Source organism: Amycolatopsis acididurans (assembly GCF_012328925.1).
Lineage (GTDB): Bacteria > Actinomycetota > Actinomycetes > Mycobacteriales > Pseudonocardiaceae > Amycolatopsis_E > Amycolatopsis_E acididurans.
Genome location: NZ_JAAXLS010000018.1, coordinates 63,317 through 83,871 on the forward strand (window position 1 = coordinate 63,317; position 20,555 = coordinate 83,871).

Genomic DNA, 20,555 nt, shown 5'->3' on the forward strand with positions numbered 1-20,555 from the left:
ACCGGGTTCACATCTCCGGTAGAGACTCGCCCTGAACAGCCTCGATGTCGAGTTCGACCTTGACCGTGGTACCGATCGCGGCGACCCCGGCACGCACCATCGCGTTGTAGTTGATCGCGAAGTCATTCCGGTGCAACTGGGTCTCCGCGTGGAACGCGACCCGAACCCCGCCCCACGGGTCGGGGCCGTACCCGCCGTAGGTCAGATCCAGCTCGACCGGCCGCGTCTCCCCGTGGAGCGTGAGGTTGCCCGCGAGCGTCCACGTGTCCGCACCGCGCTGGCGCAGCCCCGTGCTCTCGAACGCGATCGTCGGATACGCCTCGACGTCCAGGAAGTCCGGCGATCGCAGGTGGTCGTCGCGCATCCGGATGCCGGTGTCGATGCTGGCCGCCTTGATTTCGGCCTGCACCGACGATTTCTCCGCCGGACGGCCGATCGTGATCCGGCCGCCGACGTCGCTGAAGCGCGCCTTGATGCTGGCGATGCCGAGGTGCCGCGCGGTGGCGACCACCGTCGAGTGCACCGGGTCGATGGTCCACGGGCCGGGCGGGGGCAGTTCGACCGCCCCCGCCATCGGCGCCAGGGGGATCTCCCCGAGCGAACCGGTGCCGTCCGAGCCGATCTGCGCGGTCCTGGCCACCGGGGCGTACCCGGCGGCGGTGAGCACCGCCGTGTAGACGCCGGGGGACAGCGGAGGGGTGTCCACCGCCCCCGCGGCGTCGCTGACGGCCCGCGCGACCTGCTGGCCGCCCATATCGGTCACGGTCAGCACGGCGTTTTCCACCGCCCAGCCCTGAGCTGTGCGGATCTGCGCGTGCAAGCCGGTCATGACTGGCCCGCCTCCCCGGAATTCGTCGCGAGCTCGTCGATCACCTGCTCGTAGCCGAGCCGCACGTCGTGGCGCGCCTCGCCGCCGCCGGGCAGGTTCACCTGGCTGGTCGCGGGCGGGTAGCCGCTGGCGACGACCGTGTAGTCGCCCTCGGGCAGGTCGCTGATCACGTAGCGGCCCTCCGAGTCGGTCCTGGCCACGGCCGCGACGTTGCCGTCCGCGTCGAGCACCGTGATCCGGGCGTCCGGAACGGCGCGCCCGCCGTCGGTGCGGGCCGTGCCCGCCAGCACGACGGCCGAGGTCAGCTCGACGTCCTGCCGCAGCAGACCGCTCTCCGGCACCGTGAGCATGACGGCCGTCGGCCGCATCCGCTCGGCGCTGGCGACCAGTGTGTAGGTACCCGAACCCACGCCGTGGAACGCGTACGCGCCCTCGCCCGTGGTGATCGAGGCACCGGTGACCTCACCGCGCGAGTCGGTCAGCGTCACCGTCACGCCGGGCAACGGGTTGCCCGTACCGGCCAGCCGCACGAACCCGGTCAGCTCACCCGAGCCGACCAGCGTCAGGTCGACCCGCGCAGGGCCGTTGCCGACGACCACGCTGGAGGCCTGGGGCTGGTGCCCGCCGGCCGACACGATGAGCACGTAGGTGCCTTCGCCCGGCGCGTTGATCGTGTAGCCGCCGTCGCCGCCCGCGGTCGCCCGCGAGACCTGCCTGCCTCGCTGGTCGATCAGGGTCAGCGCGGCGCCCAGCACGGACGAACCGTCCTGCCTGCGGATGTGCCCGCTGATCGGCTGACCGTCGGTGTCCACGGGGCTGCTCATTCCTGTCGTCACGGTCGCGAAGGGCGCGGCCTGGTTGGCTAGCTGGTACTGCCCGTGCCCGTTCGTGTTGGGCGCGGCGTGCCTGCCGGCGCCGACGAGTTCGGGCTCCGGTTCGGGTTCGGCGAGCGCGGCCTCCGCGTCGGCCCAGGTGTCCTCCGCGGTCTGCTCCCCGGCTCCCGCTTCGACGAGCGCCTCGCCACCCTCGACCGGGGGCGGCGCGGCCGGGCCGCCCTTGAGCGGAATCTCGCGCATGAACATCAGCACGATGCAGGCCAGCAGCGCGACCGCCGCACCGACCCAGAACACGACCACGATCGAGTTCGTGAAACCGACCAGGATCGGGGTCTTGATCGCCGCGGGCAGGCTCTGGATACCGCTGGTGTTGGCGGCCAGCCCCTGCGCACCACCGGACATGCCGGCGGGAAGCGAACCACCGAAGGCGGCGGTCAGCTTGCTCGGCAGCACGTTGAACAGGATGGTCAGGAAGACGGCGACGCCGAGGGTGCCGCCGATCTGCCGGAAGAACGTCGCGGCCGCGGTGGACACACCCATGTCCCGGCGCGGGCCCGCGTTCTGCACCGCGATGATCAGCGTCTGCATACAGCCACCGAGGCCGAGGCCGATCACCAGCGAGTACACCATCGGCTGCCACAGCGGGCTGTCGTACTTGATGAGGTTGGCGAACAGCAGCATGCCGACCGTGATCAGCGCGGTACCGGTCACCGGCAGGAACTTGTAGCGCCCGGTGCGTGCGGTGACCTGGCCCGAGATCAGCGAGCCGGACATGATGCCCAGCACCAACGGCAGCATCAGCAGACCCGATTCGGTCGGCGAGTAACCGCGCACCACCTGGTAGTACTGCGGAACCATCGTCAGGCCACCGAACATGGCCACACCGACGATCACGCCGCCGAGGATCGCGACGCTGAAGGTCGCGTTCTTGAACAGCCGCAGCGGGATCAGCGCCGCGTCCTTCATCACGTACTCGGTGAACAGGAACAGCACCACACCGAACGCGGCGACGGCGTAGCAGAGCACGGCGCCGGTGGAACCCCAGCCCCAGGTGCGGCCCTGTTCGGCGACGATCAGCAGCGGCACGACGGCGATCGCCAGCGCGATACCGCCGAACCAGTCGACCTTGCTCTTGCGCGGCGTGTGCGGCACGTTGAGCACCTTGGCCACGACGAACAGCGCGATGATGCCGATCGGCACGTTGATCAGGAAGACCCAGCGCCATCCGGCGATGCCGGCGATAGTGTCCTGACCGGAGAGCACGCCGCCGAGCACCGGGCCGACCACGGTCGAGGTGCCGAAGACGGCCATGAAGTAGCCCTGGTACCGCGACCGCTCACGCGGCGGCACGATGTCGCCGATGATGGTCAGCGCGAGCGACATCAGACCACCGGCGCCCAGGCCCTGCAGGGCACGGAATCCGGCCAGCATGTACATCGAGGTGGAGAACGTACACAGGGCCGAACCGATCACGAAGATCGAGATCGCGGTGATGAAGAACGGCTTGCGGCCGAAGATGTCGGACAGCTTGCCGTACAGCGGCGTCGCGATCGTCGCGGTGATCAGGTACGCCGTGGTGGCCCACGCCTGCAGGTCGTAACCGTTGAGGTCGTTGGCGATCCGGACGATCGAGGTGGACACGATCGTCTGGTCGAGCGCGGCGAGGAACATGCCGAGCACGAGACCGGACAGGATCGTCAGGATCTGCCGGTGACTCAGGCGCGGCCCCTCCTCGCCATGCGCTTCGCCGGGCGGTGCCGGCTGTTGTCGGGTAGGACTCGTCATTCGTTGGCCCCCTTGCCGTGCGCCGACACGTGATCGGCGGCCTGTGGAATCGATTGCTCAATGCCGGTATTGAGGCGGTTCAGCAGCTCGTTGAGCTTGTCCCGGTCCTCTTCCGGCCAGTCGGCCAGCACCGTTGCGAGCCAGATGTTTCGTTGCCTGCGGTTCTCCTCGAAAACACGCAGCCCCTCGGTGGTCGGCGCCAGCAGACAGGCGCGGCCGTCCTCGGGATCGGCCTGGCGTTCGACCAGGCCGTGCTGGACCAGCGAGCTGCTCTGCCTGCTGATCGTGGAAATCTCGGCGTGCAGCGTCTCCGCCAGCTTGCTGGTGCGCTGCGGGCCGTCATGGATGAGGTGGAACAGGATCGCGTAGGCGGCGCGCTCGATGCCGTCCGGACCCTGCTTGGCCACCTGGGACTTCGCCTTGTTGATCAGACGCACGAAGCGGACCAGCTCGACACCGACCTCATCCGCGACGTCGAGCTCCGCCGTGGTGAAGGCCTCTTCCGTGATGGGAGGTGCCATCGCGATCACTCTCTCCGCCTTGTCTTGTTTGTCCGATGCAACTAGTTGCCTACAGCAAGGATGCACCCACGGTGGTTGGTTGCGCCACTCAAATAACTGCACTGTGTTGCAAAACACTTTAGTTGCCGAAGGCAACTGATTTATCCTCGGCCCTCCGGAATGCCGACCGGGTCCGAAGATGTTTCCTCCGGCATGGCAGACGACGCGGCTCTCTACAAACTTCTCGGCGAGCGCCCGTTCGGCGTACTCGCCACGATCCGGCGGGACGGGCGGCCCCAACTGTCCAACGTTACCCACTACTTCGACTCCGCAACCAACACGATTCTCGTCTCGATCACCGATGGCCGCGCCAAGACGCGCAACCTCCGGCGGGATCCGCGCGCCACATACCACGTGACCTCCACGGACGGCTGGTCCTACGCCGTCGCCGAGGGCACCGCGGAGCTGTCGGCCGTCGCGAAGGACCCGCACGACGAGGCCGTCGAGGAGCTCATCGACCTGTATCGCAAGGTCGCGGGCGAGCATCCGGACTGGGACGACTACCGGCGCGCGATGGTGGCTGACCAGCGGCTCGTGCTGCACATCCCGGCCGAAAGGATTATCGGCTGGGCGCGCTGAAATAACGGAAATCTTTTTCCGCACTGCGGATGCCCTGGCGTCTAGGATGCATCTATGGGCAACGAGGCACTGCTGACGCGACTCCGCGAAGCGCTCGGTAAGGACGCCGTCCTCACCGATCCCGACGTCATCGACAGCTATTCGCGCGACATGATGCCGCTCGCCCCGTCGGGCAGGCCGCTGGCGGTGGTGCTGCCCTCCGAGGTCGACGGTGTGCAGGCCACGGTGCGGGCGTGCGCCGAAGCGAAGGTGCCGATCGTGCCGCGCGGCGCCGGCAGCGGGCTGTCCGGCGCCGCGAACGCGATCGACGGCTGCGTCGTGCTGGTGATGACCAAGTTCGACCAGATTCTGGAGATCGACCCGGGCAACCGGCTGGCCGTCGTGCAGCCCGGCGTGGTCAACCTCGAGTTCCGCAACGCGGTGGAAAAGCACGGATTGTTCTATCCGCCGGACCCCTCCAGCTACGACTGGTGCACGATCGGCGGCAACCTCTCCACCAACGCGGGCGGGCTGTGCTGCGTGAAGTACGGCGTCACCACTGACTCCGTGCTGGGGCTGGAGGTCGTGCTCGCGGACGGGTCGCTGCTGCGCACCGGGCGGCGCACCGTGAAGGGCGTCGCGGGATACGACCTGACGAAGCTGTTCATCGGCAGCGAGGGCACGCTCGGCGTGATCACGAAGGCGACCGTGGCGTTGCGCCCGCTGCCGCAGGCGCCCGGCACGCTCGTCGCCGGTTTCGACTCCACCGACAAGGCGGGCGAGGCGGTGGCGCGGGTCGTGCGCGAGGGCCTGGTGCCGTCGCTCATGGAGATCATGGACTCCAGCTCCATCAAGGCGGCCGAGCACTACCTCAACACCGATCTCGGTGCCGGTTCGGACTGTCAGGCGCTGTTGCTGTGCCAGTCCGACTCCGGCGGCGAGGTGGCCGCGCGCGAACTGGCCGCGATCGAGCAGATCTGCAACGACTGCGACGCGACGATGGCGTACGCAACGGACGACCTCGCCGAGGGCAAGATGCTGCTGCAGGCCCGGCGCGTGGTGCTGACCGCGCTGGAGGAGTACGGCGTGTGGCTGACCGACGACGTGTCGGTGCCGAGGACGCGGATCGCCGAACTCATCAAGGGCTGCGAGCGGATCAGCGAGGAGGTCGGCCTGCGCATCGCGGTGGTCGGGCACGCCGGCGACGGCAACATGCACCCGACGATCGTCTACTCGCCCGATTCGGCGGACGAGTTCGCCAGGGCCAGGCGCGCCTTCGACGAGATTCTCGACATCGGCCTCTCGCTCGGCGGCACCGTCACCGGTGAACACGGCGTCGGCAAGATCAAGAAGGACTGGCTGGAACGCGAGATCGGCCCGGTGGGCATGCGCGTGCACCGGCAGATCAAGCAGGCACTGGACCCGGAGAACCTGTTCAACCCCGGGTCGATGTTCTCGATGACGTGACCGGCGCTTCCGCGGGCTCGATGGGGTGACGCAGGATCGTGCGCAGCTTGTCCGGTGCGCTGCGCCTGGGGTCGCCGAGGTAGATCTCGTGGTGGTGGCCGCGCACCCGGTAGCCGGCGTCGGCGATCGCCTCGTGCAGGCGGGCGATGGAGGCCGCCTCTTCGGCGTACGGGCCGATGTGCAGCAACTGCGCACACCGGCCCTCGCTCCAGCGCTGGTAGACCAGCTGGTCGAGCGCGGGCGACGCTTTCTTCTCGCGCGCCTGCGCGATGGCCGTCGCGACGATTCCGGCTTCGATCGGGTCCGGTTGCATGATCATGGCCTGCCAGTGCCAGAGCCCGCGGTCGGTGTTGAGGAAACTCGCCTGCCCCTCGGACATGTCGTCGACCCACCACAGCGCCTCGAGCGGCATGACGTGCGGAGCCTGTCCGACCTGTTTCTTCAGCAGGAAGTGCGCGCCGTAGCTCACCGCGTACAGCGCCTGGATCGCCGCCGCGAACTCGGCTCCCTCCGGTGCGCCGCTTCCCGCGACCACGACGAAGCCGAGTTCCGGCACGTTCACGATGTCGACCGCGCCCTTGCGGACCTTGTACAGCTGCTCGTCTCCCGCCACCATGCGGCCACGATCCGGCGCCGGCCCGGCCGGGGAAAGGGCCGAAGGTCGCTAGCCGACCGCGGCCCTGGCCGCCGCGGGTGCGCGCAGGTGCTCGGGTTCGGCGATGAAGCGCGCGCCCACCACGGACAGCAGGCACAGCACCGCTGAGACGAGCACGATCGGCCAGGTCTTCCCGCCGGAGGCGTCGTTGAGTGCCTCGGCCACGAACGGGATGCAGCCGCCGACGACGGCACCGGCGATCTCGCGGGTGAAGGTGACGCCGGTGTAGCGGTACCGCACGTCGAACAGTTCCGACATCATCGTCGCCTGTGAGGCGAGGGTGAGGTCGTTGCACAGGGTGTAGATCAGTACGAACGCCGCCCAGATCACCACGGGCGTACCGGTGTCGAGCATGAAGAAGAACGGGTAGAACAGCACTGCCGCGGAGATCGCGCCGGTCATCATCACCGGCCGCCTGCCGAACCGGTCGCACAGCCAGCCCGCGGTGGGCACGGTGACGAGCTTGACCAGGTTCGCGATCACGATGCCGAGCAGCCCGACCCAGGATGCGACGCCGACGTGCTTGGTCAGATAGGTCAACGCGTAGACCGAGGGCAGGTAGCTGATCACGTTCGGCGCGACGCTGACCAGCATTCCGGGGATGATCTTGCTCCGTGACGTGGCGAACAGCTCGCGCAGCGGAGCACGGGTGTCGCGGCCGGATTCCTTGGCCCGCTTGAACTCCGGGCTGTCGGACACCTTGAGCCGCACGATCACCCCGGCCACTCCGACCAGACAGCTGAGCAGGAACGGGATGCGCCAGCCGTAGCCGAGAAAGTCCTCTTTGGACATCAGGCTCTGCACGAGGAAGTAGATGCCGGTGGCGACCAGCGAACCCACCGCGTTGCCCAGCGTCGGCGCGCTCGCGTTGATCCCGCGCGCCCTCGGCTCGGCGTGCTCGGCGGACATCAGCATCGCGCCCGCGTACTCGCCGCCCGCGCCGAGACCCTGCACCACCCGCAACACGACCAGCGCGACGGGCGCGAACGCCCCGGCGGTCGCATAGCTGGGCAGCAGGCCGATCAGGGTCGACGCGACCGCCATCAGCAGCAGCGTGACGAACAGCATCGTGCGGCGGCCGATCCGGTCGCCGAAGATGCCGATCAGCACCCCGCCGACCGGCCTGGCGAAGAAGCCGACCGCGAAGGTGGCCAGCGACGACAGTGTGGCGGCCAGCGGATCCCCGGACGGGAAGAAGACCTGCGGGAGCACCAGCGCGGCGGCCGTGCCGTACAGCGAAAAGTCGTACCACTCCAAGGCGGTGCCCACGGTCGAGGCGACCGTCGCCCGGCTGATCCGAAGTGCCATCGATGACCCCTCATTGCGTCATTGAGTTCCGACCATTAACGTTAATGTTGGCGACAGGCTACGAGGTAGGCGTTCCAACAGTCAAGAAGAGTCTCGGGCCGACGCGTCACATGAACGTTAATTTCGAGAGGACAAGTCTGATGACCACGACGGCCACCCGGCCGCACGGCGATCCCGCACTGGCGAAGTTCAATCCGCTGGACCGCATCCTGTGCTTCGACCGGTTCTCCTCGACCACCCACGGGTGGACCGAGCTGATCGGCAACTACGACGGCCGCGGCGATCTGGACACCGTCGACGACCACATGCGGGACTTCCGGCCACCACAGCTGTCCTCGTGCTCGTTCTTCGACGTCGGCACGCACGGCACGCTGAGCGGGAACTACGCGCTCAAGCTGGCGACCCGGCCGTACAAGGGACACACGGCCACCGGCATCCGCCGGCTCACCATGGGCGGCCGGGGCCGGGTGCGCATCGAGACCTACTTCGCCTTCAAGGCGGAAGCCGTCGTCGGCACCGAGTTCGCGTCCACTGTGGACTGGGACGGCAACCGGCATCCGGCGGAGTCGCAGTTCGGCGCCTTCACCGTGGCCACGGACATCTGCGCGGACAACGGGATCCGCTACCACAACGTGCTGCGGTACCAGAACACCGACCTCGACGGCGAACTGACCAGGCGCTGGATGTACCCGGTGGTGCCGGAACCGACCCCGCGCGATCACCAGGAGGGCAAGTTCGCGCTGCCGTACGCGGCCGACTTCACCGCACCCGACCCGGACGACTGGCGCTACTTCACCGATCCGCAGGAGCTGTGCGTCAACGAGGTGCCCACGAAGATCAACTGGCACTATCTGCGCTGGGAGATCGACACCGCGAAAAGGTCCAATGTGGAGTTCCAGCTCAACGACCAGGTGGTCGACATGCGCGAGGTGCCGGTGCCGGTGTACCCGGACCGCTACTCGACCCTGGACAACCTGCTCAACTTCTACTTCTCCGTACGCACACACGCCGCGATCCGGAACTTCCTGTTCCTGGACTCGGTGCTGATCTCGGTGGACTGGTGAGGCCGATGCGCTCGACGATGACCGCGGTACTGGAACGCAACACGATGGTGCGCGAGGACTTCCGGACCGAACCGTACGAACTGCCGTGGGCCGGGGAGGCCCGCTTCTTCGTACAGGCACTGGAGCTGACCGGCTCGGTGGAGTTCCGCACCGAAATCTCCCCTGACGGACTGCACTGGTGCCCGCTCGACGATAATCGGCACCGGGTGGACGCCACCGGGCTGACCAGCTGGCCGGTGGCCGGGTTCGGGCAGTGGTTGCGGGTGAGCTGCGAAGTGGCGCCCGGCGCGGTCGCGAAGCTGCGGATCTACCTGGTGGGCAAGGGCTGAGACGAAAGGACCGGCGGGTGTCGCGGAACCAGCGGGTCACGTTACGGGACGTCGCCGACCGCGTCGGCCTGTCGGCGAACACGGTGTCCCGCGCGCTGGCGGGCAAGGACCAGGTCAGCGAGGCCACCCGCGAGCGCATCGTGGCCGAGGCCCGGCGGCTGGGCTACGTCCCGAACACCCACGCCCGCTCACTGGTCTCGGGTACGACCACCGCGGTCGGCCTGGTGATCACCAACCCGTCGAACCCGTTCTACGCGGCACTCATCTCGACGGTCGAGCGGCAGTGCCGCGCCGAGGGGTATTCGGTGCTGCTGCTCGTCACCGAGGAGTCGGAGGAGAACGAGGAGCGGGCGCTGCAGCAGCTGTTGCGCTACGGCGTGGACGGCGTCCTCGGCGTGCCGATCCAGCATCACGGCGCTGGCTGGGAGCAGCTCACCGCGGCCGGTATCCCCGCGGTGCTGCTGAGCCGCGACATTCCCGCGCTGGGGCTGGACTTCGTCGGACTGGACGTGCAGCAGGCGCTCACCGACGCGGTCCGCCGGGTGGGCGGCGGCACGCGACGGGCATGGCTGTTCGAGGAAGACCTGGAGATCAGTACCGTGACGGCCCGGATCGCCGGTTTCCACGAGGCGATCGGCGATCCGGACCGGTCATTGGTGCTGAAGGTGCCGACCCGCCGGACGGCCGGGGCGAGCCTGCCGTGGCGCCCCGACGACGCCTACCGGCTGGCCGCGGGGCTGCTGACCAGGGAGAACCACCCGGAACTGATCGTGACCGGCAACGACTACTTCGCGCTCGGGATCTATCGCGCGGTGCGGGAATGCGGTCTGACCGTGCCGGGTGACGTGCGGATTCTCGGCTACGGCGATCACCCGTTCGCCGCCTATCTCGAACCGAGCCTGAGCACGATCCAGCTGCCCGCGGACGAGGTCGGCACCGCGGGTGTGGACCTGCTGCTGCGCCGCATCGCGGACCCGGCGCGGCCGAGGGAGGCGGTGCTGCTGCACGCTCCGCTGGTCGAGCGGGAGTCGACCTCCCACTGAGGTCTCAGCCGTCGATCCTCGGGATCTGCTGGGTGGTCTCGGTGTCGGAGGCAGCGGCCGCGGCGTGCTTGCGTTCGCGGCGGTTGCGGGCCCATTCGACGACGATCGGCACGACGGACACGAGCACGATCAGGATGAAGATCGCCTCGATGTTGTTCTTGATGAACGAGATGTTGCCGAGCACGTGGCCCAGCGCGGTGATGCCGCCGGCCCAGAGGATGCCGCCGATGATGGTGTAGGTGAAGTACTTCTTCGCGTCCATCCGGCCGACGCCCGCGATCCACGTGATGAACGTGCGCACGAACGGCACGAACCGCGCGAGCACGACCGCCTTGGGGCCGTGCTTCTCCAGGAACGCGTGCGTCTTGTCGACGTACTCCTGTTTGAAGAACTTCGAGTCCGGCCGTTTGAACAGCGCGGGCCCCGCCTTGTACCCGATGAAGTACCCGACCGCGTTGCCGAGCAGCGCGGCGACGCTCACCAGCAGGCAGACCAGCCACAGCGGGGCGTGGATTGAGCCCTGCGCGACGAACAGCCCCGCGGTGAACAGCAGGGAGTCACCGGGAAGCACCGGGAAGATGCTGCTCTCGATGAAGATGACCAGGCACAGCCCGACGATGACGTACGCGCCGAACTGAGTCAGCAGGTACTCCGGGTTGAACCATTTGGGCATCAGGGCCAGCGTGGTCGTGGTCTCGGCGAGGATCACGCCAATAAACGGTACAGGGTCACGATGTGTGGCGGCTGTGGGAGCGCACTACAGCAAGGTGATCAGGCCGATGACGGCGCCGGTCGCGAGCCCGAGCAGCACCGCGAGCAGCAGGATCCAGTACGCGGGCAGCGAGCCCGCCGCACGGTCGAGCCGGGGCCGCGGCTCACCGACCGTCGGCGGTTCGAGCGCGGCGCGTTCCCGCTCCAGGGCGCCACCGTCGGCACCGGAAAGCAGTCCGTACTGGGGTGGCAGCTGGTTGGTGGGCGGGCCGTGCGGGTTCTGGGGCGCCGGCGCGCTCCTCGCCTGCGCACGCAGCGCCTCGGCCAGCAGGCGCTCCGGGTCTCCAAGCTCGCTCACCCGCCTCAGCTTAGTAGCGGCGGCGTGAGGTTTCGGCTACACGTCAGCAGACCCAGCCGCCGTTGCGCAGTACCCGCGCCGGCCGCAGGTCCTCGTCCAGCACGACGAGATCGGCCGCCAGACCGGTGCGCAGGGACCCGGTCCGGTCTTCGATGCCCAGCAGTTCGGCCGCCCGGGCCGAGGTGGCGTGCACGGCGGCGAGCACGTCCAGTCCCGCGCCGCGCACCAGGTTGCGGAACGCCACGTCCATGGTCAGCGTGCTCCCGGCGAGCGCGCCCGTCTCGGCGACCGTGGCGACGCCGTCACGCACGTCGACGTCGAGTCTGCCCAGGTGATAGCGGCCGTCCACGGCGTCGGTCGCGGACATCGCGTCGGTGATCAGCACCGTGCGGCCGCGGCCGGCGTGCGTCGCGGCGATCCGCAGCACGGTCGGATGGACGTGCACGAGATCGCAGATCAGCTCGACGGTGACGCGTTCGTCGTCGAGCAGCGCACCGATCGGACCCGGTTCGCGGTGGTGCAGCGGGCGCATCCCGTTGAACAGGTGCGTACCGACGGTGGCGCCGGCGTCGATGGCGGGCCGGATCTGCTCCTCGGTGCCGTCGGTGTGGCCGATCGCCGCGATGACCCCGGCCTCGGTGAGCTGCCGGACCGCGCGGACGCCGCCGGCCAGTTCCGGCGCGAGCGTGACCATGCGGACCGCGCCGTGCCCCGCGCGCAGCAGCGCGTCGACCGCGGTGGTGTCCGGTTCGAGCAGCACCGCCGGATCGTGCGCGCCGCACCGCGCCCGCGCGATGAACGGGCCCTCCAGGTGGATTCCGGCGAGTTCGCCGTCCTCGACCAGTTCCCGCAGTGCGGCCTGCTGGTTGACCAGCGACCGGATCGGTTCGGACACGAGGCTGGCGAGCATCGTGGTGGTGCCGTGCCGCCGGTGCGCGGCCACGGCACGCAGGATCTCTTTCGGATCGGCGCTGGAGAACGATCCCCCTCCGCCACCGTGGCAGTGCGAGTCGATGAAACCGGGCACGACCAGTGCACCGGCCAGGTCGACGTGCTCACCCGCGGGCGGCGTTCCGGTGCCGATGCCCGCTATGCGGCCGCCGGAGACCGCCAGCCAGCCGTTATCGACCAGTTCGTCCGGTAGGGCGAGCCTGCCGCCGGTGAGCACGAGGTCTGTCACGCACTCCAGCATATATTGGTCTAAACCAACTCGGTGCTTAACCGCTCATCGCCTTCTGCAACGACTCCAGCGCCCGGCTGGCAGTGGACTTCACCGTGCCCTTGGAGATACCCGCGACCTCCGAGATCTCCGCCTCGGACATTCCGCCGTAGTAGCGCAGCACGAGCACCTCGCGCTGGCGCGGCGGCAGCTTCGACAGCGCGTTGACCACGGCCTGATGCTCACTGGAGAGCATCGCGAGGCTTTCCGCGGAACGCGCGTTGACGGCGTGCGGCGGGACGTATTCGCGCGCGGTCTTACGGCGGCGCAGCACGCTGCGTGACCCGTTCACCACGGCCGTGCGCAGGTAGCCGACCGCGGCCGCGGCGTCGCGCAGCCTGCCCCAGTTGCGGTGGAGTCCGGTGAACGCCTCCTGCACCACGTCCTCGGCCGTCGCCGGTTCGTCGACGAGCAGGATCGCCAGGCGCACCAGCCGCATCCGGTGCGTGCGGTAGAGGTCTTCCAGTGTCAGTGGCGCCGTGGGTTGAGGCGGGACCTGCTGGAGCCCGTCGATCGTGCGCAAATGACCGAGCGTGCGCTCAACACTCTTCTCCGCACTGCCTTCCGGCATGTAGCCCTGCCCGTCCCTTACCTTCGTCCCGTTGCCCACGTCTGGTTCCACGCGCGCCCAGGGTATCGGGTTGCACGAGTCCCGCCATAGGTCGCGACCAGGTAGCGTGCGGGTTGTTGCCCGTTTGTTCGAATGGAGGCGTTCCGGTGGCCTGGTTTCTGGTGGAGACCCGCTATGTGCAGGAGAAGTTCGGCGCGGTCCGGCCAAGGCACCGGGAGTACCTGAGCAAGCTCGCGCAGGACGGCGTGTGCACGGTTGCGGGCCCCTTCACGGACGGCAGCGGCGGGGCGATGATCTTCGAGGCGGCGAGCGAGGAAGAGCTGACGAAGATCCTCGACGCCGACCCGTACCACCGGGAGGGCGCGCTCGCGGAGCGCACGGTGCGTGAGTTCAACCCCGTACTGGGGGCGTGGGTTCAGTAGGCGGACGAGGGCCGGGCGTTACTTGGTCGCCGCCCGGCCGCCGTGCCCGGTGATCGCGGATTCGCGGGCGCCGCGGGCCTCGATGTCGTCGAGCGCAGCCTTGTCGGCGGCCGGAACCCTGGTGCGCGAGCCCAGTTCGATGATCGGCGGCAGGAACGCGCGGATCAGCTTGAGCGCGCCGACCCAACGCGGCACGTGGATCGTGCGGGCACGCTTGAGCACCCCGGCCTCGATGTTGTCGAGCGCCACGTCGAGCGGGTAGGTCTTGCCCATCAGGCCCGGCATTCCGGCGCGCAGCTTGCCGAACACCGGATGCTTGTCGGCGCTTTCGACCAGGTCGGTGCGGATCCAGGTGGGGTGCGCGACGCCGACCTTGACGCCGAGGTGGGCGACCTCGGCGCGGAGGCTGTTGCAGAACGCCTCGACGCCGGCCTTCGCGGCGGCGTAGTTGGCCATGCCGGGGGCGTGCGTGATGGCCGCGAGCGAAGAGATGGCCAGCAGGTAGCCCTTGCGCTCGATGACGTGCGGCAAGGTGACGCGGAAGGTGCGCCACACGCCGAGCAGGTCGACCTCGATGACCTTCTCGAACGCGGCGGGGTCGATGGACCGGACGAAGCCCGTGGTCGCGATGCCCGCGTTGGCGATGACGATGTCGATGCCGCCGAAGTGCTCGACGACGCCGGCCGTCGCCTTCTCCAGCGCGGTCCAGTCCGTCACGTCGGCTTCCCAGGCGCGCGCGGAGTCGCCGATTCGGTCGGCGACCTTCTGCTGCTCCTCGGCTTCGAGACCGACGAGGGCCACCTTGGCACCCTGGGCGGCGAGCCTTTCGGCGAGCCCCGCCCCGATGCCGCGCGCAGCTCCGGTGATGAGCACGACCTTGCCTTTTACGTTGGCCATGCGCCCACCGTACCCGAACCTACCCCGAGTAAGCTACTCCCCAGTAGGGTTACTGCGAGTCCAGCCTTCCGGGCGCCCGAGTTGAGGTTTCCGTGCGCCCGAGTCGAGATTTCCAGATGGCCGAGTCGGGCTTGTGGGCGCGAGTTGAGGTTTCCGGGCCGCCGAGTTGGAGTTCCCATGCGGGTGAGCTGAGCTTTCCCGCGGCCAAGTCTGGCGCGCCCGAACGGCACTCGCGCACGCAGAACACCCGGCTCGAGCCCACCGAACCCCGGAGTCGGACGCACGGAACCCCGGACTCGAGCACGCAGAACGTCCGACTCGCGCACACGGAACACCCGACTCGGACGCATGGAACACCCGACTCGCGCGCACAGAACACCCGACTCGGGCGCACGGAACGCCGGACTCGCGCGCGTGGAACCCCGGACTCGGGGGCATGGAACCCCGGACTCGGGGGCGCGGAAGGCTCGACTCGGGGGCGGGGAACGGTGGACTCGCGGGTTAGGTGCTGGCGGTGGTGAGGGTTGCCAGCTCTGGGTCGGTGAGGTGCAGTTCGACGGACGCGATCAGGTCCGCCAGCTGGTCGAGGTTGCGGGCGCTCGCGATCGGCGCGGCGACGGTCGGTTGCGCGGCGAGCCAGGCCAGCGACACGGCGGCGGGCGTCGACTTGTGCGCGGCGGCGATGTCGTCCAGCACCTCCAGCACCCGCTGGCCGCGGTGGTCGAGGTACGCCACGGCGCCCTCGCTGCGCGGGCTGTCGCTCTGCGTCTCGCGCGACCGGTACTTGCCGGTCAGGAACCCCTTGGCCAGCGCGAAGTACGGCAGCGTCGACAGCCCTTCCTTCTCGACCAGTGGCGCCAGATCCTGCTCGTAGGCCCGCTCCACGAGGTTGTAGTGCGGCTGCAGCGCGACATACCGGGCGAAACCCTCCTTGTCCGAAATGGACAGAGCCTCGGCCAGCCGGTCCGCGCTGTAGTTGGACGCCCCGATGTAGCGGACCTTCCCAGCACGCACGAGCTCGTCGAAGGCGCCGAGCGTCTCCTCCAGCGGCGTGTCCTTGTCGTCCCGGTGCGCGTAATACAGGTCGATGTGGTCGGTTCGCAGGCGCCGCAACGAGTCCTCGGCGGCCGCACGGATGTTCTTCGCGGACAGGCCCGGCCGCTGGGCCCAGTTCCCGACCTTCGTCGCGATGATCACGTCGTCGCGACGGCCGCGCTTGGCGAGCCAGCTGCCGATGATCGTCTCCGACTCGCCGCCCGAATTGCCTGGCACGCGTGCCATGTACGAATCCGCGGTGTCGACGAAGTTGCCACCCGCCGCCGCGTACGCGTCCAGTACCTCGAACGACTGCTGCTCGTCCGCGGTCCAGCCGAACACGTTGCCACCGAGGTTCAACCCATAGACGTCGAGGTCGCTGTTACCGATTTTGGGCATGTCTCCAACATAAAGGAATTAACCGCCCGCGCTCGCCGGTTGAGACGGGCATGGCTAACGCACTGGGCAAACTCGGAATCTGGCGAGGCGCGACGCAGCTGAACGCGGAACTGGCGCGCGAGGTGGAAAGCCTCGGCTACGGCGCCATCTGGATCGGCGGCTCCCCGGACGGCAAGCTGGCGATCGTCGACGAACTGCTCGACGCGACCGAGCGCATCGTCGTCGCCACGGGCATCGTGAACATGTGGAAGGACGACGCCGCCACCGTCGGCGCTTCCTTCCACCGCATCGAGAAGCGTCATCCCGGCCGATTCCTGCTCGGTGTCGGCATCGGCCACCCGGAAGCCACGCAGGTCTACCAGAAGCCCTACGACAAGATCGTCGAGTACCTGGACCAGCTGGACGAGGCCGGCGTACCGGTCGAGGGCAGGGCGCTGGCCGCGCTGGGCCCGAAGGTGCTCAAGCTCTCCGCCGAGCGCACCGCGGGCGCGCACCCGTACCTGACCACCCCCGAGCACACGCGCGAGGCGCGGCAGATCCTCGGCGAGGGGGTGCTGCTCGCCCCGGAGCACAAGGTCGTGCTGAGCACCGACCCGGAGGAGGCGCGCCGCATCGGCCGCCCGCGCGTGGAGAACCCGTACCTGCACCTGCGTAACTACGTGAGCAACCTCAAGCGGCTGGGCTGGAGCGAGGAGGAGATCGCCAACGGCGGTTCCGATGCGCTCATCGACGCGCTGGTCCTGCACGGGGACGCGGAGAAGATCGCCGCCGGGATCAACGCGCATCTCGACGCCGGGGCGGACCACGTCTGCATCCAGGTCCTCAACGACGACCCGATTCCGGCCTATCGCGCTGTGGCGCAGGTCCTGCTCTCATAGTGGTGTCACGCGGTACCTCGTACGATTCGGGCAACGGAGAGCGAACCACCTGCTAGGAGGACCAACGATGCCCATCGCCACGCCCGAGGTCTATGGCGAGATGCTGGACAAGGCCAAGGGGGGCGAGTTCGCTTACCCGGCCATCAACGTGACCTCGTCGGAGACCCTCAACGCCGCCCTTCGCGGTTTCGCCGACGCGGAGAGCGACGGGATCATCCAGGTCTCCACCGGAGGCGCGGAGTTCGCCTCCGGTACCAAGGTCAAGGACATGGTCACGGGCGCGACCGCGCTCGCCGAGTTCGCCCATGTCGTCGCCGCGAAGTACCCGATCAACGTCGCGCTGCACACCGACCACTGCCCGAAGGACAAGCTGGACGGCTTCGTCAACCCGCTGATCGCGATCTCCCAGGAGCGCGTGAACCGGGGCGAGAACCCGCTGTTCCAGTCGCACATGTGGGACGGTTCGGCGATCGACCTCGACGAGAACCTCAAGATCGCGGCGGAGCTGCTGGAGAAGGCCGCCGCGGCGAAGATCATCCTCGAGGTCGAGATCGGCGTCGTCGGTGGCGAGGAGGACGGCGTCTCCAACGAGATCAACGAGAAGCTCTACACCGCCGAGGGCGACTACCTGAAGACGGTGGACGCACTCGGCTCCGGCGAGAAGGGCCGCTACCTGCTCGCCGCGACCTTCGGCAACGTGCACGGCGCCTACAAGCCGGGCGCGGTCAAGCTGCGCCCGGACGTGCTCAAGCGCGGCCAGGCGGTCGCGGCGGAGAAGCTGGGCCTTCCCGCCGGGTCGAAGCCGTTCGAGCTGGTTTTCCACGGCGGTTCCGGCTCGCTGCTGGAGGAGATCCACGAGGCCGTGTCCTACGGCGTGATCAAGATGAACGTGGACACCGACACCCAGTACGCGTTCTCGCGTCCGATCGCGGACCACTTCTTCAAGAACTACGACGGGGTGCTCAAGATCGACGGCGAGGTCGGCAACAAGAAGACCTACGACCCGCGTAGCTACCTGAAGAAGGCCGAGGCCTCGATGGCCGAGCGCATCGTCGAGGCGGCGCAGGCGCTCAAGTCGGCGGGCCAGAAGCTCTGAGCTTCGATCACCCGGCCGTGTGAGGAATTTGCCTCCACGGCCGGGTGAGCGGCATCCTCTGCGCTCATGATGCCGAAACGTCTCGTCGCCGCGGTGCTGGTCGCCGCACTCGTTCTGCTCGGCAGTGGGGTGCTCACCAGCCTGTTCCTCTGACGATGCAGGATGGCGGCATGACCAACCTGCTCGAACCGGAGCCCACCCGCCTTCCCGAACGCACCGACGCCGAGGCCGCGCTCGACGCGGGCACCGATCCCGCCGAGGTCGCCGCCGAGCATCCCGACTTCAGCGAGGCCTGGGCCGCGCTGGCCGAGCGCTCGCTGGAAGCGGGCGAAGTGGTCGCCGCCTACGCCTACGCGCGCACCGGCTACCACCGCGGGCTCGATCAGCTGCGCCGCTCCGGCTGGAAGGGCTTCGGCCCGGTGCCCTGGAACCACCGCCCGAACCAGGGCTTCCTGCGCGCCTTGGCCGCGTTGGGCAAGGCCGCGGGCCGCATCGGGGAGACCGACGAGTACGAGCGCTGCCGCACGTTCCTCGCCGACTCCGACCCGGCCGCCGCCGAGGCCACGGGTTTGAAGTAGAGCCTCACCATTCCTAGAACTCCCCACAGTTGTTCGGAGCTGCTTCCGTCGTGCGCAGCCGGTTGTCCAGCCACTGGAGGGCCAGCGGGTAGGCGGCCGCGAAGCCGCCGACGTGGGTCGGGACGCCGAGGGTGTCGAACTGGACGGTCGCACCCTTGGCGCACCAGTCACGCGCCATCTGACGGCCCTGGTCGAAGGGCACGATGTCGTCACCGGCGCTGTGCGCGACGAGCACCGGGGACGTGGGCTTGATGTTGCCGATGCGCTGTTCGGCCACCGCCGAGGCGAACGGTTCCTCGCCGAGGTAGGCGGTGATCGGGCGGCCGTCGGCGGTCAGGTCGGCGGTTCGGGTGAACGCGTGCTTGAGCAGCGCGTCCGCGGTGCATTCCTGCTCGACCTCGGTCTGCAGTGCCTTGCCCTTGTCGTTGAGCACGGCCGGGATGTGCAGGTCGGGGTAGGCGTAGTTCATGCTCGCGACCGCGAACATCAGGAAACCGACGGCGTAGTGCCCGTCCAGGTTGTCCGCCACGGCGGCGAGGTCGGCGGGCGGCGCACCGGCGTAGGTGCCCTTGAGGTGCAGTTCGGGCGCGTAGCTGGACTGCAGTTCCGCGGCCGCGGCCGCCGCGCCGCCGCCCTGCGAGTAACCCGCGATCGCGACGGGGCCGTCGGCGGGCAGGCCCGCTTCGGGCAGCCGTTGCGCGGCGCGGATCGCGTCGAGCACCGCGTAGCCCTCGGCCTTGCGGTTGACGTAGGTGTGCACGCCGGGCGTGCCGAGCCCTTCGTAGTCGGTCATCACGATCGCGTAGCCGCGAGCGAGTAATCCGGACAGGAACGGGCCCTCGTACTCGAGCCCGCTGGCCAGCGCCTTCGACGGCGCGCACTGGTCGCCGACGCCCTGGGTGCCCGCGGCGTAGCTGATGATCGGGCGGGGCCCAGGGCCGTTCCACGGCGCGGTCGGGGTGAGCACGGTGCCGGTGACCGCGACCGGGTCGCCGTGCGTGTCGGTGCTGCGGTACATGATCCGCTGCACGCTCGCGGGAGCGGGCACGAGCTTGGTCGGGTCGAGGAAGAACTGGCTCGGCTCGTGGCGGATGATGTCGCCGTTGCTTCCCGAGGGCAGTGGCGACGGTGGATCGTAGAAGTCAGCGGCACCGGCCGGCACGGCGCCGACGACCAGTGAGACCAGTCCGATGACCGAGGTAAGGATCGCCGCAAACCGCCAGCGATACGCGTAACGCATACTCGCTCCCCGATGAGCCAATTTCCGACAGCTTTGTCGGAAAAAGAATCGAGGTGACGATCACTGATGTCAACCCCCCGGAAGCGTGGTCCGGGCAGGCCGCGAAAGCTGCCCGTCGAGGAGCAGCAGGCCCTCGTGCTCGCCGCCGCGCAACGCGTGTTCGCCACGCAGGGGCTGGCCGGCGCCACCATCGAACAGCTCGCGCGCGAGGCGGGCCTGACGCGGCAAGCCGTGTACGAGCTGTTCGGCGACAAGCAGACGGTGTTCGAGCGGACGGTGCTCTCGATCGAGGAACTGGCCTACGCGTCCATCGCCGAGCTCGGGTCCGGGGACGCGGATCTGGACCTGAAGTCGTGGGCCCACAAGAACTACGCGAACCTGTTCACCTTCGTCGCCGAGCACCCCTCGGCGATGCCGGTGCTGCAGGAGGCCGAGCGCGTGGGCATTCCGGCGCTGACCCGGCTGCGCGCGCGGCTGGCGGAGGTCTACACGAGGGCCAGCAGGCAGCGCTGGGCCGAGCACGGGGTCGAACCGGGCCGCGCGGACACCGCGCTGGTCACGATGTACTTCGCGATGGTCGAGGCGCTGGTGAACCTGCGGTGGGACGGCGACGCGCCGGACCGCGACGCGCTCATCGACCTGCTCACCGAGTTCACCATCGGCGGCGTGCTGCGGCTGCACGGCCAGACCCCGGAGGTGATCGCACGGTTCCGGTGA

At 68.8% G+C, this 20,555-nt stretch carries 22 protein-coding genes; 10 read left to right on the plus strand and 12 right to left on the minus strand.

Features of this window, described 5'->3' with window-relative positions:
* Positions 1-7: 7 nt before the first annotated feature.
* From HFP15_RS23690 to HFP15_RS23700, 3 genes are read right to left on the minus strand one after another with little or no spacing between them, the layout of a single operon-like run.
* On the minus strand, positions 8-829 hold the full coding sequence (locus HFP15_RS23690; protein WP_168518931.1) for a YceI family protein: 822 nt from the start codon (positions 827-829) through the stop codon (positions 8-10).
* Entirely contained in the window at positions 826-3,450 is a 2,625-nt protein-coding gene (locus HFP15_RS23695) for an MFS transporter (RefSeq protein ID WP_168518932.1), read from the minus strand. Before HFP15_RS23695 ends, HFP15_RS23690 begins: the two co-directional genes overlap by 4 nt.
* Complete coding sequence (locus HFP15_RS23700) at positions 3,447-3,971, minus strand: MarR family winged helix-turn-helix transcriptional regulator (protein WP_168518994.1); 525 nt, start codon at positions 3,969-3,971, stop codon at positions 3,447-3,449. The genes HFP15_RS23695 and HFP15_RS23700 overlap by 4 nt, the downstream gene beginning before the upstream one ends.
* A gap of 192 nt (positions 3,972-4,163) precedes the next feature.
* Here HFP15_RS23700 and HFP15_RS23705 point away from each other — a divergent pair, with 192 nt between their 5' ends.
* Positions 4,164-4,589 carry a PPOX class F420-dependent oxidoreductase gene (locus tag HFP15_RS23705; protein WP_168518933.1) on the plus strand — a complete coding sequence of 142 codons (426 nt, stop codon included), beginning with the start codon at positions 4,164-4,166 and terminating at the stop codon, positions 4,587-4,589.
* A gap of 54 nt (positions 4,590-4,643) precedes the next feature.
* On the plus strand, positions 4,644-6,035 hold the full coding sequence (locus HFP15_RS23710; protein WP_168518934.1) for an FAD-binding oxidoreductase: 1,392 nt from the start codon (positions 4,644-4,646) through the stop codon (positions 6,033-6,035).
* On the opposite strand, the gene HFP15_RS23715 is transcribed toward HFP15_RS23710, so the two are convergent.
* Both HFP15_RS23715 and HFP15_RS23720 read right to left on the minus strand, forming a co-directional pair.
* Complete coding sequence (locus HFP15_RS23715) at positions 6,004-6,651, minus strand: GyrI-like domain-containing protein (RefSeq protein WP_168518935.1); 648 nt, start codon at positions 6,649-6,651, stop codon at positions 6,004-6,006. The two genes, HFP15_RS23710 and HFP15_RS23715, sit on opposite strands and share 32 nt — an antisense overlap.
* A gap of 48 nt (positions 6,652-6,699) precedes the next feature.
* Entirely contained in the window at positions 6,700-7,998 is a 1,299-nt protein-coding gene (locus HFP15_RS23720; protein ID WP_168518936.1) for an MFS transporter, read from the minus strand.
* 140 nt (positions 7,999-8,138) lie between these two features.
* Between HFP15_RS23720 and HFP15_RS23725 the strand changes: the two genes are divergently transcribed.
* The 3 genes from HFP15_RS23725 to HFP15_RS23735 are packed head-to-tail and all read left to right on the plus strand — an operon-like array spanning position 8,139 to position 10,434.
* Positions 8,139-9,062 carry a DUF6772 family protein gene (locus HFP15_RS23725; protein WP_168518937.1) on the plus strand — a complete coding sequence of 308 codons (924 nt, stop codon included), beginning with the start codon at positions 8,139-8,141 and terminating at the stop codon, positions 9,060-9,062.
* A 5-nt stretch (positions 9,063-9,067) separates the two neighbouring features.
* A complete protein-coding gene (locus HFP15_RS23730; RefSeq protein WP_168518938.1) occupies positions 9,068-9,391 on the plus strand; it encodes a hypothetical protein in 324 nt (107 codons plus the stop codon).
* 17 nt (positions 9,392-9,408) lie between these two features.
* On the plus strand, positions 9,409-10,434 hold the full coding sequence (locus HFP15_RS23735) for a LacI family DNA-binding transcriptional regulator (protein ID WP_168518939.1): 1,026 nt from the start codon (positions 9,409-9,411) through the stop codon (positions 10,432-10,434).
* A gap of 4 nt (positions 10,435-10,438) precedes the next feature.
* Here the strand turns inward: HFP15_RS23735 and HFP15_RS23740 are convergent, their stop codons facing one another.
* From HFP15_RS23740 to HFP15_RS23755, 4 genes are read right to left on the minus strand one after another with little or no spacing between them, the layout of a single operon-like run.
* The gene (locus HFP15_RS23740; protein ID WP_168518940.1) at positions 10,439-11,143 is read right to left on the minus strand and encodes a DedA family protein; all 705 of its coding nucleotides are present in this window, start codon (positions 11,141-11,143) and stop codon (positions 10,439-10,441) included.
* Positions 11,144-11,191: 48 nt separating this feature from the next.
* Positions 11,192-11,503, minus strand: a complete 312-nt coding sequence (locus HFP15_RS23745) for a hypothetical protein (protein ID WP_168518941.1) — start codon at positions 11,501-11,503, stop codon at positions 11,192-11,194.
* A gap of 43 nt (positions 11,504-11,546) precedes the next feature.
* Positions 11,547-12,671 carry an N-acetylglucosamine-6-phosphate deacetylase gene (gene nagA / locus HFP15_RS23750; RefSeq protein ID WP_168518995.1) on the minus strand — a complete coding sequence of 375 codons (1,125 nt, stop codon included), beginning with the start codon at positions 12,669-12,671 and terminating at the stop codon, positions 11,547-11,549.
* A 49-nt stretch (positions 12,672-12,720) separates the two neighbouring features.
* Positions 12,721-13,293, minus strand: a complete 573-nt coding sequence (locus tag HFP15_RS23755; protein WP_168518996.1) for a SigE family RNA polymerase sigma factor — start codon at positions 13,291-13,293, stop codon at positions 12,721-12,723.
* Between the two features lie 146 nt (positions 13,294-13,439).
* Here HFP15_RS23755 and HFP15_RS23760 point away from each other — a divergent pair, with 146 nt between their 5' ends.
* Positions 13,440-13,715 carry a YciI family protein gene (locus HFP15_RS23760; RefSeq protein WP_168518942.1) on the plus strand — a complete coding sequence of 92 codons (276 nt, stop codon included), beginning with the start codon at positions 13,440-13,442 and terminating at the stop codon, positions 13,713-13,715.
* 18 nt (positions 13,716-13,733) lie between these two features.
* Here HFP15_RS23760 and HFP15_RS23765 read toward each other — a convergent pair whose 3' ends face one another.
* Together HFP15_RS23765 and HFP15_RS23770 are read right to left on the minus strand one after the other, a co-directional pair.
* Positions 13,734-14,612: an SDR family oxidoreductase gene (locus HFP15_RS23765; protein ID WP_168518943.1), complete on the minus strand. Its 879-nt coding sequence runs from the start codon at positions 14,610-14,612 to the stop codon at positions 13,734-13,736.
* A gap of 501 nt (positions 14,613-15,113) precedes the next feature.
* Positions 15,114-16,046, minus strand: a complete 933-nt coding sequence (locus HFP15_RS23770; RefSeq protein WP_168518944.1) for an aldo/keto reductase — start codon at positions 16,044-16,046, stop codon at positions 15,114-15,116.
* A gap of 50 nt (positions 16,047-16,096) precedes the next feature.
* Between HFP15_RS23770 and HFP15_RS23775 the strand changes: the two genes are divergently transcribed.
* The 3 genes from HFP15_RS23775 (at position 16,097) to HFP15_RS23785 (ending at position 18,598) form a co-directional block, all read left to right on the plus strand.
* Positions 16,097-16,924, plus strand: a complete 828-nt coding sequence (locus HFP15_RS23775; RefSeq protein ID WP_168518945.1) for an LLM class F420-dependent oxidoreductase — start codon at positions 16,097-16,099, stop codon at positions 16,922-16,924.
* A 67-nt stretch (positions 16,925-16,991) separates the two neighbouring features.
* A complete protein-coding gene (fbaA, locus tag HFP15_RS23780) occupies positions 16,992-18,020 on the plus strand; it encodes a class II fructose-bisphosphate aldolase (RefSeq protein WP_168518946.1) in 1,029 nt (342 codons plus the stop codon).
* A gap of 170 nt (positions 18,021-18,190) precedes the next feature.
* Positions 18,191-18,598, plus strand: a complete 408-nt coding sequence (locus HFP15_RS23785) for a DUF3151 domain-containing protein (protein WP_168518947.1) — start codon at positions 18,191-18,193, stop codon at positions 18,596-18,598.
* Positions 18,599-18,611: 13 nt separating this feature from the next.
* Here the strand turns inward: HFP15_RS23785 and HFP15_RS23790 are convergent, their stop codons facing one another.
* Positions 18,612-19,838: a lipase family protein gene (locus tag HFP15_RS23790; RefSeq protein ID WP_168518948.1), complete on the minus strand. Its 1,227-nt coding sequence runs from the start codon at positions 19,836-19,838 to the stop codon at positions 18,612-18,614.
* A gap of 66 nt (positions 19,839-19,904) precedes the next feature.
* On the opposite strand from HFP15_RS23790, the gene HFP15_RS23795 reads away from it, so the two are divergent.
* A complete protein-coding gene (locus HFP15_RS23795) occupies positions 19,905-20,555 on the plus strand; it encodes a TetR/AcrR family transcriptional regulator (protein WP_168518949.1) in 651 nt (216 codons plus the stop codon).

Coding starts and splice junctions, on each gene's coding strand:
- HFP15_RS23720 (WP_168518936.1), bottom strand. CDS start 7,998: ATGGCACTTCGGATCAGCCGGGCGACGGTCGCCTCGACCGTGGGCACC.
- HFP15_RS23795 (WP_168518949.1), top strand. CDS start 19,905: ATGTCAACCCCCCGGAAGCGTGGTCCGGGCAGGCCGCGAAAGCTGCCC.
- HFP15_RS23715 (WP_168518935.1), bottom strand. CDS start 6,651: ATGGTGGCGGGAGACGAGCAGCTGTACAAGGTCCGCAAGGGCGCGGTC.
- HFP15_RS23725 (WP_168518937.1), top strand. CDS start 8,139: ATGACCACGACGGCCACCCGGCCGCACGGCGATCCCGCACTGGCGAAG.
- HFP15_RS23700 (WP_168518994.1), bottom strand. CDS start 3,971: ATGGCACCTCCCATCACGGAAGAGGCCTTCACCACGGCGGAGCTCGAC.
- HFP15_RS23765 (WP_168518943.1), bottom strand. CDS start 14,612: ATGGCCAACGTAAAAGGCAAGGTCGTGCTCATCACCGGAGCTGCGCGC.
- HFP15_RS23710 (WP_168518934.1), top strand. CDS start 4,644: ATGGGCAACGAGGCACTGCTGACGCGACTCCGCGAAGCGCTCGGTAAG.
- fbaA (WP_168518946.1), top strand. CDS start 16,992: ATGCCCATCGCCACGCCCGAGGTCTATGGCGAGATGCTGGACAAGGCC.
- HFP15_RS23705 (WP_168518933.1), top strand. CDS start 4,164: ATGGCAGACGACGCGGCTCTCTACAAACTTCTCGGCGAGCGCCCGTTC.
- HFP15_RS23775 (WP_168518945.1), top strand. CDS start 16,097: ATGGCTAACGCACTGGGCAAACTCGGAATCTGGCGAGGCGCGACGCAG.
- HFP15_RS23695 (WP_168518932.1), bottom strand. CDS start 3,450: ATGACGAGTCCTACCCGACAACAGCCGGCACCGCCCGGCGAAGCGCAT.
- HFP15_RS23790 (WP_168518948.1), bottom strand. CDS start 19,838: ATGCGTTACGCGTATCGCTGGCGGTTTGCGGCGATCCTTACCTCGGTC.
- HFP15_RS23770 (WP_168518944.1), bottom strand. CDS start 16,046: ATGCCCAAAATCGGTAACAGCGACCTCGACGTCTATGGGTTGAACCTC.
- HFP15_RS23785 (WP_168518947.1), top strand. CDS start 18,191: ATGACCAACCTGCTCGAACCGGAGCCCACCCGCCTTCCCGAACGCACC.
- HFP15_RS23755 (WP_168518996.1), bottom strand. CDS start 13,293: ATGCCGGAAGGCAGTGCGGAGAAGAGTGTTGAGCGCACGCTCGGTCAT.
- HFP15_RS23730 (WP_168518938.1), top strand. CDS start 9,068: ATGCGCTCGACGATGACCGCGGTACTGGAACGCAACACGATGGTGCGC.
- HFP15_RS23690 (WP_168518931.1), bottom strand. CDS start 829: ATGACCGGCTTGCACGCGCAGATCCGCACAGCTCAGGGCTGGGCGGTG.